11 protein-coding genes are annotated in these 13,165 nt (G+C 75.0%); 3 read left to right on the top strand and 8 right to left on the bottom strand.

What is annotated here, in order from left to right; genetic code table 11:
• Positions 1-71 precede the first annotated feature (71 nt).
• Positions 72-1,166 (top strand): glycosyltransferase, encoded by a 1,095-nt coding sequence (locus tag B2P18_RS17535; protein WP_286959236.1) that lies wholly within the window; start codon positions 72-74, stop codon positions 1,164-1,166.
• On the opposite strand, the gene B2P18_RS17530 is transcribed toward B2P18_RS17535, so the two are convergent.
• From B2P18_RS17530 to B2P18_RS17505, 6 genes are read right to left on the bottom strand one after another with little or no spacing between them, the layout of a single operon-like run.
• Positions 1,130-3,562, bottom strand: a complete 2,433-nt coding sequence (locus B2P18_RS17530) for a glycosyltransferase (RefSeq protein WP_286961757.1) — start codon at positions 3,560-3,562, stop codon at positions 1,130-1,132. The two genes, B2P18_RS17535 and B2P18_RS17530, sit on opposite strands and share 37 nt — an antisense overlap.
• Entirely contained in the window at positions 3,559-5,517 is a 1,959-nt protein-coding gene (locus B2P18_RS17525; protein WP_029212503.1) for an O-antigen ligase family protein, read from the bottom strand. The genes B2P18_RS17530 and B2P18_RS17525 overlap by 4 nt, the downstream gene beginning before the upstream one ends.
• A gap of 51 nt (positions 5,518-5,568) precedes the next feature.
• On the bottom strand, positions 5,569-6,132 hold the full coding sequence (locus tag B2P18_RS17520; protein WP_019285568.1) for a hypothetical protein: 564 nt from the start codon (positions 6,130-6,132) through the stop codon (positions 5,569-5,571).
• Positions 6,129-7,295 (bottom strand): glycosyltransferase, encoded by a 1,167-nt coding sequence (locus B2P18_RS17515; protein ID WP_205621892.1) that lies wholly within the window; start codon positions 7,293-7,295, stop codon positions 6,129-6,131. The genes B2P18_RS17520 and B2P18_RS17515 overlap by 4 nt, the downstream gene beginning before the upstream one ends.
• Entirely contained in the window at positions 7,292-8,851 is a 1,560-nt protein-coding gene (locus tag B2P18_RS17510; RefSeq protein ID WP_286961750.1) for a lipopolysaccharide biosynthesis protein, read from the bottom strand. Before B2P18_RS17510 ends, B2P18_RS17515 begins: the two co-directional genes overlap by 4 nt.
• Positions 8,848-10,038 carry a glycosyltransferase family 4 protein gene (locus B2P18_RS17505; protein ID WP_286961749.1) on the bottom strand — a complete coding sequence of 397 codons (1,191 nt, stop codon included), beginning with the start codon at positions 10,036-10,038 and terminating at the stop codon, positions 8,848-8,850. Before B2P18_RS17505 ends, B2P18_RS17510 begins: the two co-directional genes overlap by 4 nt.
• A gap of 267 nt (positions 10,039-10,305) precedes the next feature.
• On the opposite strand from B2P18_RS17505, the gene B2P18_RS17500 reads away from it, so the two are divergent.
• Both B2P18_RS17500 and B2P18_RS17495 read left to right on the top strand, forming a co-directional pair.
• Positions 10,306-10,959 (top strand): prepilin peptidase, encoded by a 654-nt coding sequence (locus B2P18_RS17500; RefSeq protein WP_286961748.1) that lies wholly within the window; start codon positions 10,306-10,308, stop codon positions 10,957-10,959.
• Between the two features lie 24 nt (positions 10,960-10,983).
• Positions 10,984-11,322: a hypothetical protein gene (locus B2P18_RS17495; RefSeq protein WP_019285573.1), complete on the top strand. Its 339-nt coding sequence runs from the start codon at positions 10,984-10,986 to the stop codon at positions 11,320-11,322.
• 198 nt (positions 11,323-11,520) lie between these two features.
• On the opposite strand, the gene B2P18_RS17490 is transcribed toward B2P18_RS17495, so the two are convergent.
• Positions 11,521-12,009 (bottom strand): GNAT family N-acetyltransferase, encoded by a 489-nt coding sequence (locus tag B2P18_RS17490; RefSeq protein WP_286961759.1) that lies wholly within the window; start codon positions 12,007-12,009, stop codon positions 11,521-11,523.
• Positions 12,010-12,077: 68 nt separating this feature from the next.
• Entirely contained in the window at positions 12,078-13,070 is a 993-nt protein-coding gene (locus B2P18_RS17485) for a quinone oxidoreductase family protein (protein ID WP_286961744.1), read from the bottom strand.
• Between the last annotated feature and the right edge of the window lie 95 nt (positions 13,071-13,165).

Here is a 13,165-nt window from a genome sequence, read left to right as displayed (position 1 = left end):
CATTCTCCCGGAATCGCCGCCACCGACTCCCTGACGAGCGCACACTCGTGGGCGTGAGAACGAGCACGACGATGGACTATCGCCTCCGCCCCCGCTGGGTCGAGCGCACCCGTTGCCTCACCGACGACCGGCCGGGGGACCCGGTCCGCCTCCTGCGCGTCCTGGCCGCGGCCCGCACGAGCGGTGTCCTGGTGCTCGACGGCACCAGCCGGGTGGACAAGGTCGCGACCGCGATCCTCGCCCGCACGCGGCGCGGACCCGAGGTGCTCGTCGTCGACTGCTCGTGGAAGCTCGGCCCGGGCCGCCTCGTGGAGCTGGTCACCCGCGCGGGGGTGCGGGCGATGGCGGGGCCGCGGACGACCTTCGTGGCCCTGACCCGCGAGGGGCGCGTCCAGTTCAGTCGCGTCCACCGGGTTCCGGGGGACCGGGTCGTGAGCGTCCCGTGGCACCACGGCCTGGGCCCGGACGACCTGGCCGGCGCTCTTGACCCGACCGGCGGACCCGACCCGACCGGCAGCCCCGACCCGACCGGAAGCCCGCAGCGCTCCGACGGTCCCGCGGGCGCCGAGCCCGAGATCCGCCACGACGGCCCGGTGTTCAGCGGCGGCCGCACGGCCCGCGACTACCGCCCGCTGCTCGGCTGCGCCGCCGACCTGCCCGAGGGCACCGAGGTCGTCATCGCCACCGTGCCGGGCGGGCTGCCGCAGGGCGTGCCCGTGCCGGCCAACGTGCACGTGCGCACCGAGGTCGACCCCCCGGCGTTCCGCCGGGACCTGCGCCGCGCCTGCGTCGTCGTCGTCGCCCTCGAGCACCGGGACGACTGCGCGCCGGGGATCATGGTGCTGCTCGACGCGATGGCCCTGGGCAAGCTCACCGTGGTCACCGACACCCTCGGGGTCCGCGAGCACGTCGAGCAGGGCGTCACGGGGTTCGTCGTGCCGGCCGGGGACGCGGCGGCGCTGGGCGAGACGCTGCGCTGGTGCCTGGACCCCGCGCACGCCGCCGAGGCCGCGGACATCCGGGAGTCGGCGCGTGCGACGGCGCGGACGGCATACGCCCCGGAGGTGCACGTGGAGGCCCTGCTGGAGCAGGTGGGCCGGGCGCTCGAGCGCGCCGAGGCCCGTCGGGGTCAGTCCTCCCGCGCGGTGCCGAACACCTCGTCGTAGGCCGCGGCCACCACGGGGTCGGCGTACCGCTCGGCGTAGAGCGCGTGGGCGCCCTGCGCCTCGCGAGATCGGACGGCCGGGTCGACGAGTGCGGCCAGCGCCCGCGCCGCCTCGACGGCGTCGGGCACCACGGTCAGGCCCGGGCGGCTCTGTGTGGCGATCCCCTCCGCGGCCACCGGGGTGCTGACGACCGGGAGGCCGCGGGCGAGCCCGTCGAGCGTCTTGATCTTGATGCCGGAGCCGAAGCGCAAGGGGTTGACCAGGGCGCACATCCGCGACAGGGCCTCGTCCAGGTCGGGGACGAAGCCGTGCACGACGACCCGGTCGCCGTGCCGGGCAGCGTCGGCCAGCAGGGACTCGTCGGCGTCGCGGCCGATGACGTGCAGCCGGGCGTCGGGCTGGAGGGCGAGCAGCTCGTCCATGCCCTCGCGCAGGAACCACCCGAGGCCGTCGTGGTTGTGCGCGAGCGACAGCAGCCCGACGAAGGCGAACTCGGGACGGCCGTCCCACCGGTCCGGCTGGTGCGACGTCTCGTCGAGCCCGGGGATCGACGGGGGCACCGCCACCACCGCCGCGCCGGTCTCCGCGCGCAGGTGACGGGCCTCCTCGGCGTTGAGCAGCACGGAGGTGGGGTTGGCGCGGGCCGCCCGGCGCTCCGAGCGCGCGACCCGGCCACGCTCGAAGCGCAGCAGGGCCTCGCGGGTGAGGGGCGCGCGGGTGAGCCAGTGCAGGCGGCTGGGGACGTTGTGCGAGAACTGACCCAGCGGGTCGAAGTCCGTGTCGATCCGCTTGTCCCGCAGGACCTCGAGCATGCGGGTGTAGCGCACGCTGAACAGGTCGTCGAGGTAGAGCACCCGGCGCCCGCGGAACCGGCGGCCGGCCACGTGCTGCTCCATGCGGACGGTGTCGATGATCTCGAGGTCGGGGTCGAGGTCGACCAGCGTCTGCTGGACGGTGGCGGCGACCCGCGGGCTGCCGAGGAAGGCCTCCTGCAGGCTCTGCCGGCGCAGGAGCACGCCGCGCACGAGCCCCACCAGCTGGTCCGTGCGGCTCGGCCGGCCCATCTCGTGCACCTGGACGCCCTCGAACTCGGCGGTGCGCCGCAGTGGCGCGCCGACGTGCAGATAGTGGATGTCCTCGGCCGGCAGCCGGGAGCGCAGGTGCCGCAGGAACCCGGCGATCACCATGGCCTTGCCGCTGTCGGAGGGGTATGGCGCCACGGCGCTGACCACGGCGACGGAGGTCACGGGGCCGTCGTGGAGCGACTCCGTGGGCGGGGTGACGAGCTGGGCGTAGAGCGAGCGCAGGCGATCCACCCAGACCGTCGCCGCGAAGGTGGTGTCGTAGCGGGCGCGTCCGGCCCGGCCGCACGCCTCGCGGCGGTGCGGGTCACGGGTCAGCGCGGTGATGGCGTCGGCGAGGGCGGCGGGGTCACCGACCGGCACGAGGAGCCCCGCGTCGTCGCCCACGATGTCGGGGATGCCGCCGACCCGCGTCGCCACGACGGCCGTGCTGGTCGCGAGCGCCGAGATCAGTGAGGTAGGCAGGGCGTCCTCGTGGCTGGGGTGGACGACGAGGTCGGCCGCGTGCAGCAGGGCGTCCACGTCGGAGCGGAAGCCCAGGACCCGCACGCGGTCCCGCAGCAAGGGGTCGCGCTCGACCTCGGCGCGGACCTCGTCGAGCAGGGGACCGTCACCTGCGAGCGCGAGGACGAACGGCAGCTCCGCGGGGAGGAGGCGGACCGCGTCCAGCGCGACCGCGTGGCCCTTCTCGGGGCGCATGAGCGACACGGTCACGCCGAGGACGGTGTCGTCGTCGACGCCGAGCTCGCGGCGCACCGCCGACCCCGTGCCCGAGGGGGAGGGCTCGCGCACGCCGTTGGGCACGAGCACGACGGGGGTGGAGGAGCGGAAGGCCGAGTACCACTCGCGCTGCGCCTCCGACAGGGCCACGACGCGGTCGAACATCGTGGCGCGCGCGGCCACGGCGGCCCGCACCCGGGCGCGGTGGGCCGCGCCCTGGGGGTCGGCCTCGATGACGTGCAGGGTGGAGACGGCGGGCACGCCGACCAGCCGCGCGGCGAGGCCGCCCACGAGGTCGGCGTGCTTGAGGTGGGTGTGGATGACGTCGGCGCCCTCGCGGCGGGCGATCGCGGCGACCCGGCGCACCGCCCGGAGGTCATAGCGACCGGCGTGGAGCTGGTAGACCGTCGCCCCCGCCTCGGCGAGCCGGTGCGCCGCGCGGTCGTCCTCGGCGTCGGACAGGCCGACGACGACGATGCGCAGCCCGGCCTCGCGCGCGGTGCGGGCCAGCTCGACCAGGACGCTCTCGGCGCCACCGGCGCCGAGGGAGTGGATGACGTGGACGACGGTCATCGGTGCGCGTGCCGGGGTCATGGCTGCTCCGTAGGTCGATGGGGGTGCCGGGGGCGCTGAGGGTGGTCAGGGTGGTCAGGACGTCGCCGAGGACGCACCGCCGCCAGGATCGTCCGGGCGTGGGCGAGGGCCGCACCGAGGACCGCCCCGATCGTCATGGCGGCGGCCACCTCCGACCGGCCCGGGGTCTCGCGCCAGGTGGTGACGGTGCCCCAGCGGGTGCGAAAGAGGGTGTCGAGGCCGGCTCGGCGCACGGCGGCGTCCCCGGCGGCGGTGGCGTCGCGGGCCAGCCGGTCGGCCTGCTCCGGCGTCTCGGCCTCCGCGGACACGGAGACGAGGCCGGAGGCGGGGTCGCCCTGGGCGTCGACGGTGCGGCCGGAGGCGACGGACGTCAGGACGGCATAGGTCGGTGCGGTGACCTCGCGGGTGCGCAGGGACAGCAGGTAGGCGCTGGACGACTGCGGCTCGAGGTAGCCGACGACGTGGGCGTGGGCGGGCTGCGGCAGCGAGGTCACCACCAGCGCGGCGAGGGCGGCCCCGGCAGCGGCCAGGGGGACGGCATACGCCGGGGTGCGGTGCCGGTGCGGACGGGGCACCCGGTGGGCCCCGAGGGCCCGGGCCTGGGTGGCGAGGGCGGCGGCGAGCGCCACCACGAGATAGACGATGCGGGCGTAGGTGAGGTGCAGGAAGACGCTCGCGGCGCACCAGGCGAGCAGCCCGGCGACGCAGGCGGCGGCGTAGGGCCGCAGGCGCGCGGCGTCCGCGGACGGCAGGGACGGGAGGGCGCGCAGCACCCAGCCCGCCTGCCACAGCGCCACGGCGAGGATCGACAGGAAGGCCAGCAGCCCGACGAGCCCGATCTCGGCCCACAGCCCGAGGTAGAGGTTGTGCGGGGCGACGATCCGCTCGAGGTGCAGGTCGGTCGCTGAGGCGTAGTCGGGGAAGCGCGCGAAGTAGCCGCCGGGACCGACCCCCGTCAGCGGGTTGTCCTGGATCATCTTGGTCGCGACGGTCTGGGTGGCGATGCGCTCGCGCACCGAGCCGTCGACCGCGGCGAGCTGGCCGGACTCGGCCACCCCCAGCATCGAGAGCAGCCGGCTCCCGACGCCGGGCAGGACGAGCAGCAGCGGCACCACGACCACGGCGCCGGCGGCGAGGACCCTGCGGTCCAGGCCGCACAGGAGGAGGTAGAGGCCGGCGCCCACCAGGGCGGCGAGCATGGTCCCGCGCGAGCCGGTGAGGTAGACGCCGACGAGCAGCGCGCCGAGGCAGCCGAGGGGCACGAGCGCGAGCAGCCGGCGCCCTCGCTGCAGGCACTCCTGGACCAGCGCCAGCGCGAACGGGAGGCCGAGGACCAGGAAGCGCCCCCAGAAGTTGGCGTCCGGCAGCGGACCGGCGTGCCGCTTGGTGACGACGCCCACCCCCTCGGCCGTCGTGACGGTCTCGAAGCCCCCGAAGGTCGCCGTGTTGCCGAGCACCCACTCGTTGAGGGCACCGAGCAGGCAGATCGCCGCCATGGGCAGGACCATCGCCGCGGCGACCAGCCACCAGCGCCGAAGGCCGCTCGCCAGCAGGCACACGACCACGACGAAGACCAGCTCCTTGAGCACCCCCAGCACCGCCGCCGAGCCCCAGTCCGGCTCGACGCCGGTCCGCAGGAAGGCCACGCCGTCGAGGTCGGCCAGCTGGCTGGACAGGGCCGTGGCCAGCACGTATGCCGAGACCGCGCCCACCGTGGCCCAGGGGACGGCCACGCGCTGGACGAGGCATCGCCCCACCACGACGAGCAGGCCGAGCGCGAGCAGGGCGAGGAACGGCGACACGGGCACCCGCCCCTCGAGCACCCCCGAGGCGCCGGAGAACTCGACGGCGACCATCCCCGCGAGCAGCAGCGTGGCGGCGGCGGACGACGGCAGCGCGGCTCGCGGCTGGTCGACGTCCGCGCTGCGGGAGCGCTCGAGGGTGGCGGGGGTCATGTCGTCTGTCGTCTGTCGGCTGTCGTCTGAGGTCTGTCTGTTCAGGTCTCGTCAGCCGGCCCGGCGACGGCTGAGCGTCGAGCCGGCGCCCGCGGCGAGGATGGCCGTGAGCAGGCCGGCCAGCAGGGCGACCACGAGCTTGAGCGGGGTGGACAGGCCACCCGACTCGGGGGTGGAGGGCTCGGTGCTGAGGGTGGTGACCGTGTAGGGCGCGAGCACCTTGCCGATCTCGGGGGTGGCCGACGCGACGACCCGCTCGAGCGCGGAGGTCACCTGGCCGGGGTCGCTGCCCGCGGCCCGGACCGTGACGACGGCGCTCGGCGCGACGTTGCCGGCCGTGACCTCGACCTTCGAGCCCTCGGGGAGCCACCGCTTCTGGGAGTAGACCTCGGCCGCGGTGGCGATGACCTGGCCCCGGCTCAGGCTGTCGAAGAGCGCGGCGCTGTCGTTGGCGCTGGCGACCTTCTGCGGCACGACGACGACGTCCATCGTCGAGGTGTAGGTGCCCGGGCGGGACAGGAGGAAGCCACCCACGACGAGGGCGGCGAGCAGGCCCGCGACGAGGGCGGGCAGCAGGCGGCCGAGCCCGCGGCTGCGGGTGGTGTCGGTGGTCATGCGTTCTCCTTGGGTTCCGTGCGGGACGGGTCGATGAGCTCGGCGTAGAGGTCGTGCAGGGCGCGGGTCCAGGTCTGCATGGAGAAGGTCTGCTCGGCGCGACGCCGCGCGGCCTCGCCGTAGGCCGCGCGGGCGCCGGGGTCGGACAACAGCCGGGACAGCTCGCGCGCGAGGGCGGGGACGTCGCCGACGGGGACCACCTGTCCGGTCTCGCCGTCGAGCACGACGTCGCGGGTGCCGCCGGCGTCGGTGGCCACCACGGGCAGGCCGCACGCGGCGGCCTCGACGAGCGAGGTGGGCAGCGCCTCGGTGAACGAGGCGGACACGACCCCGTCGACCCCGGCCAGCAGGTCGGGGACGTCCTCGCGCCGCCCCAGGAGGTGGACGCGCCGCTCGAGGCCGAGCTCGCGCACGCGCGCCTCGATCGCCGGTCGGTGCGTTCCCTCGCCCACGACGAGCAGGTGGGCGTCGGGATGCTGCTCGACGACCCTGGCCCAGGCCTCGACGAGCGGCACGTGCCCCTTGGGCTCGCGCAGGGCCGCCACGACCGCCCAGACGGGCGCGCCGTCGGGGACCGGGACGTCCTGGGGGAGCCGCCGCCGCGCCGTGGAGTAGCGGTCCACATCGATGCCGTTGGGGATGCACCGCCAGCTGGCGGTGGCCGGTCCGTAGTGGCGGGCGTAGCCGTCATATGCTGCCTGGGAGACGAGGACGAGCCGCCCGAGGGTGGCCGGGACGAGGACCGACAGACCCTCCTTGACCCGGTCGGCGCGGGACCCGAGCTGCGGCACGAGGTGCAGGGTCGCGACGCAGGGGACCCCGGCGAGGCGGGCGGCCAGCGGCACGAGGGTCGCGGAGTAGCCCAGGTGGGCGTGGACGACGTCGGCGCTGCTGGCGCGCAGGGTCCGGGCCAGCCGGATGACGCCGATCGGGTCCAGCAGGCGCCGCACCCCGAGATAGGTGGGGGCGAGCCCGAGGGCCTGGAAGCGGTCGAGCATGGCGTCCTTGCCCTCGCGGCCGGCCGGACCGAGGCTGGCGACGGCGAGGTCCAGGTGGAGGTCCTGGCCGGCCGCGTGGTCGGCGGACACGTGCCGGGCCAGCTCGACGACGAGGTTCTCCGCCCCGCCGAAGCTGAAGGAGTCGAGGACGTGCAGCACTCTCACGAGGCACCACCGGGTCGCAGCAGGCGGGTGACGCGGGGCAGGGCCTGCCGGTCGACGAGGGCGAGGGCACCGACGTAGACCAGGGCGCCCACCACCACCTCGAGGACGAGCAGGAGGAAGGGCTGCTGCAGCGGGACGAACCGGTCGACGAGCGTGACGGCTCCCGCCATGACCAGGGCGCTCAGCGTGGCCGGGGCGACCGCCCGCAGCTGGGACGCGACGGGGATGCCGAGGACGCGGTCGGTGACGACGAAGCGCAGCAGGGTGAACAGCACGTGGCACGCGAGGAAGGCCACGGCCACGGCGAGGGTGGAGCGTCCGGCCGCGATCCACAGGACGGGCGCGAAGACCGCGACCTGGGCGAGGGCCAGGGTGTTGAGCAGACCGGCGTGCCCGGTGGCCTTGTAGACCTCGCCGGAGTGGAAGCCCAGGGCGTAGACCGCGGAGTAGCAGCCGAGCACGACCAGGATGGGCTCGGACAGGACGTACTGGTCGCCGAAGACCGTCTCGACGACGGGACCGGCCGCCGCGGCCAGGCCGAGCCCGGCGGGGACGGTGAGGGTGGCGACGGCGGCGATGGCCCGCAGGTAGTGCTCGCGCAGCGCCTCGCGGTCGTCCTGCAGCCGTGAGAACGAGCTGAACAGCACCTGGCCGACGACGACGCACACCCCGATGACGACCAGCTCGGGCAGGCGGAAGGCCATCGTGTAGTAGCCGAGCTCGGTCTCGCCGAGGCGTCGACCGATGCTGAAGTAGTCGAGGTTGTCGATGACCAGGGCCAGCAGGGCGAGCAGCGACAGCGAGCCGCCGAAGCGCAGCAGCTCGCCCGCCACCGGGCGGTCCCAGCCGAGGTGGCGGTCGGCCGGCTGGGTGAGGGGGGAGGCGGTGGGCTCCGCGCTCGCCATACGGGCCCTGCGTGTCAGCCGCAGGTAGACGAGCCAGTAGAGGACGGCCATCGTGGCGGTGGCGGCGACCTGGCCCCAGACCAGGCTCCACGCCCCGGCGCCCGCGAGCGCCATGGAGATCGAGACGGCCGCCTTGACCAACGCGCCGCCCAGCTCGGGCAGCGTGCGCTCCTTGAAGGCCAGGTGGCGGCGCAGCGCGGCGTCGGGGAAGACGGCGAGGCCCTGCAGCAGCATCGACACGGACAGGGCCTGGATGAGCGGGACGAGGGCGTCGTTGCCGAGCAGGGCGGCGAGCCAGGGCGCCGTGACGAGGCAGAGCAGCCCGAAGCCCAGCGCCAGCACCAGCGTCAGCGCGGCGCCGGTGGGGGCGATGCGTCGCCACGACCCGGAGTGCTGCACGAGCGCGGTGCCGACGCCGAGGTCCTTGAGCCGGTCGAAGATGTTGATCGCGAGCAACGCGAGGGCCACCAGGCCGAAGGCCTCCGGGGCCAGCAGGCGGGCGAGGACGACGGTCGAGACGAACGTGACGAGCTTGCTGCCGCCGTACTGCAGGACGTTCCAGACGGTGCTGGTGCCGACCCGACGGGCGGGCGTCGAGCGGGACTCCTCCTCGGGCGGCGGGTGGTGCTCGTCGGTGACGTGCTCGCTCATCGCGGGTCCGGGAGGCCGTCGAGCAGGGTCGCGGCGACGTCGTCCCACGAGGCGCCGCCGGCCAGGCCCGCCCGGCCGGCGTCGCCGAGCCGGGCCGCGAGGTCCGGGTCGCGCAGCAGGGTGACGATGCCGTTGGCGAGCCGGTCGGGGTCCGCGGGCGGGACGACGAGGCCGGTGCGCCCGTCCTGGACCACGGCCGGTATGTCGCCCACCGCCGTCGCGACCGCTGGCCGCGCGAAGGTGTGGGCGAGGTGCGCGACCCCGCTCTGGCTGGCCCGGCGATAGGGCAGGACCACCGCCCGCGCCCGCTCCAGGATCCCCGGGACGTCCTCGACCGCGACGTAGCCGTCGCGCAGCTCCACGCCGGGCAGGCCGGCGACGCGGCGGCGCAGGGCGTCCGCGTCGACGTCGGCGCTGATCGACCCGGCGATGGTGAAGGTCGCGTCGGGCACGTGCTCGCGCACCCGGGGCCAGACCTCGAGCACGTCGTCGAGGCCCTTGTAGCCGGTGACGGTGCCGAAGAACAGCAGGTGGGGGGCCGTGGAGGCGGCGCTCGATGGGGTGTCGGTGCGGAAGACGTCCTCGTCGCCGTGCGGGATCACGCGGACCGGGCCGGTCACCGGCCAGGTCTCGAGGACCACCCGGCGGGCGCTCTCGCCGAGGACGTAGACGACGTCGACGGTCGCGTAGGCGGCGCGCAGGGCCTGGTAGGTCGGGCCGCTGTCGTTGTAGAGGCCGTCGCGTCCGGGCTGCTCGACGAGCGGACGCGGCTCGTGCGCCACGATGCCGAGGGTGGCCCAGGGGGCGAGGCGCCGGGCCGCGACGACGCCCCAGCCGTCCACCGGGAAGCGCCACGCCGACCACAGGACCACGTCGGGCCGGGTGCGCCGGATCTCGAGCAGGAGGCGCACCCACGCGGCGTGGTGCTGACCGGCCCGGACGACGCGGCGGGCCTTGCGCCACAGCTCGGGGGCGTCCGCCCCGGCGGTCGGGTGCCAGGTCGGCAGGATCGCCTCGACGGTGCAGCCCTGCTCGCGCGACGCGAGCTCGGGGGAGGGGCCGGTCACCACGCGCACGGACTGGCCGCGGCGGGCGAGACCCTCGCCCAGCTGCACGGCGAACTGGAAGAGGCCACCGGCGGGCGGCAGCTCGACCAGCATGATGCGTCGACGGGCGGGCAGCGGCACGGGGGAGAACCTCCAACGGGGCGGGGCGGGGCGACAGGGATGGGGGCAGGGGCGCGGGCAGGACGAACGCCCGGTCCAGGGTAACGAGACGGCATCGGCGGCCACGCCCTAACGGCGAAACCGCCTGTGGACGACGCGACGCACGCCGGTGCCGACCTGGCCTATCGTCAGGTGGTCGCGCCAGGTGAGCCGGTCGTCATGACGGTGCGACGGTGCGATGGTGCGACGGTGCGACGGTGCGACGAGGACGTCCGTGAGGAGGAACGCATGCAGGGGAGCGGGACCGTGCTCGTGGCCGTCCTGGGTCTGCTCGTGGGGCACCGCCTGGACGCGTGGCTGCGGGCGGGGACCTATCGCCGAGACAGGGACCTGGTCCGGCGGCCCCGGGCCTCACGCTGGGTGCGGCCCGCGTCCGTCGCGCTCCCGGCTCTCGCCTGGTGGCAGCTCTGCGCCCACGACCGGGCCCCGCTCGCGGTCGTCGTGGTGCCCCTCGCCTGGCTCATGGTGGCGCTGGCGGCGATCGACCTGGACGTCCACCGGCTGCCCGACGCGCTGCAGCTGCCGCTCTATCCCGTCCTGGCCGTCGCGCTGACGGCCGTTGCCGCAGTCACCCGAGACGGCGAGGCGCTGCTGCGCTCGGCGATGGCGGTCGTCGTCGTCCTCCTCATCGGAGGTCTGCTGTGGCTGACCGCGCCGCGCCAGGGGCTGGGCCTCGGGGACGTCAAGCTCGCCGGCCTGCTGGCGGCGGTCCTGGCTCAGCTCGGCTGGTCGCAGGTCCTGCTGGGCCTGTGGGCGGGCTTCGCGCTGGGTGGGGTGGTGGCGGCGGCGCTGCTGGTGACGCGTCGGGCGGGCCGCCGGGACCACCTGGCCCTCGGTCCACCGCTCATGCTCGGCGCGCTGCTGGCCGTCCTCGCCGGGTGACGCCGGCACCGTAGAATCCGGGCCATGACCCTCGCACTCCTCGTCCTGCACTACCTCACGCTCGCGCTGCTCGTCTTCGGCTACGTCCAGAGCATCGAGCCCGGCGCCGCCACCAAGCTCATGGCGTGGGGCGCTCGGCTGCAGCTCCTGTCCGGCCTGGCGCTCGTCGTCCTCGAGGAGATGGAGGGCAACGCGCCCCACATGTTCATCGGCATCAAGCTGCTGGTCATGCTCGGTGTCGTGGCGCTGACCGAGATCTCGCACGCCCGTGGCCGCCGCGGGGAGGCCAAGCCCGCCCTGCTGCACGCCGCCGCCGCCCTCGTCGTGGTCAACCTGATCGTGGCCTACACCCTGCCCCACTGATCGCAGCCCTGCTGTTCAGATGCCTGGACCGTATGCCGACGGCCCGGCCTCCTCGCGGTGACCCCGCTGGAGGCCGGGCCGTCCGTCATACCGGGCGCGGCTGGTGTGGCTCACGCAGCTCTTGACCGATGTGGTGACCGCTGACCGCGAGACTCCGGATGACCGGCGGGCGCGATGGACGACGGCTGCCGTGGAGGATCAGGCGCGCTGCTCGGCGCGCCGGGCGACCCTGGCGAGGGCGTCCCCGTGGAGTCGTTGAGTCCGCCACTCCTCGAGCGGCTCGGCGCCGAGGGAGCGGTAGAACCGGATGGCGGGGGCGTTCCAGTCCAGGACGGTCCACTCGACGCGGGTGTAGCCCCGTTCCACCGCCCGCGCGGCGAGGCCCTCGAGGAGCATGCGTCCGAGGCCGGTTCCGCGGTGCTCCGGCTCGACGAAGAGGTCCTCGAGCCAGATGCCGTGCTGCCCCGTCCAGGTCGAGAAGGTCAGGAACCACACGGCCAGCCCGACGACCTCGCCGTCGACCTCGGCCACGTCGGCGCAGACGGCGGGGTCACCGTCCTCGGGGAAGAGGGCGTCCCTCAGGTCCTGCGGCGTGGCGGTGACGGCGTGGCTCTGCCGCTCGTAGGCCGCGAGGTCGCGGACGAGTCGGTGCAGGGCGGGGACGTCGTCGACGGTGGCAGGTCGGATGGTGGGTGAGGTGGCCGCCGAGGGGGCGGCGGGGGTCGCGGGCCGGGCGGCTGCGGGCTCGATGTCGGTCACGGGACCAGCAGGACCTTGCCGGAGGTGCGGCGGCCCTCGAGGGCGTCGTAGGCAGCGCGGGCGTCGGTGAGCGGGTGCCGGGAGTCGATGGCGATGTCGAGGGAGCCGTCCGCGATCAGGGCGAGGACCTCGCCCGACCGGGCGAGCAGCTCGTCCCGGCCGGCGATGTAGTGGGCGAGGGTGGGGCGGGTGAGGTAGAGCGAGCCACCCTGGTTGAGCCGCTGCGGGTCGAGCGGGGGGACCGGGCCGCTGGCGGCGCCGAAGAGCACGAGCAGGCCCCGGGGCCGCAGGCTCGCCATGGACGCGTCGAAGGTCGCCTGACCGACGCCGTCGTAGGCCACGTCGACACCACGCCCGGCCGCCTCCTTGACGGCGCTCGCGAGGCTGTCGACGGTGTCGTGCTCGCGGTAGTTGATGACGTGGTCGGCGCCGCGGTCGCGGGCGATGGCGAGCTTGTCCTCGCTGCCGGCGGTCGCGACGACCGTCGCGCCCTTGGCCTTGAGCAGCTGGACGAGCAGCTGCCCGACGCCGCCCGCCGCCGCGTGGACCAGCGCGACCGTCTCGGCGGTGCAGGGATAGGTGTCGTTGACCAGGAAGTGGGCCGTCATCGCCTGCAGCATCGCGGCTGCGGCGACGTCGAGCTCGACGCCGTCGGGCACCGGGACGAGGCTGGCGGCGGGGACGGTGGCGACGGAGGCGGCGCTGCCGAGCTGCATGGCCCAGGCGACGCGGTCGCCGGGCGCGACCTCGGTGACGCCCTCGCCGACGGACTCGACGGTGCCCGCGCCCTCCATGCCGAGCACGAACGGCGTCTCGACGGGATAGACCCCGCCGCGCTGGTAGGTGTCGATGAAGTTGACCCCGCTGGCCGCGACCGTGACGCGGGCCTGGCCGGGACCGGGGTCGGGGACCTCGCGCTCCTCGACGCGGAGCACGCCGGAGTCACCGTGCTCGGGGACGATCAGGGCTGAGGCGGTCAGGCTCGTCATGGCCAAACCCTACCGGGGGCAGGTGCATCGACCGGCCTTCGTCCCCCAGCCTGATGGACCTACCTCAGGTAGTCACATTCGCCGGGGTTCGCACG

Source organism: Arsenicicoccus sp. UBA2120, from assembly GCF_002330965.1.
GTDB classification, from domain to species: Bacteria; Actinomycetota; Actinomycetes; order Actinomycetales; family Dermatophilaceae; genus Arsenicicoccus; species Arsenicicoccus bolidensis.
Note: the sequence above shows the minus strand (reverse complement) of the source record. Positions and strands in the feature narration are given on the sequence as shown.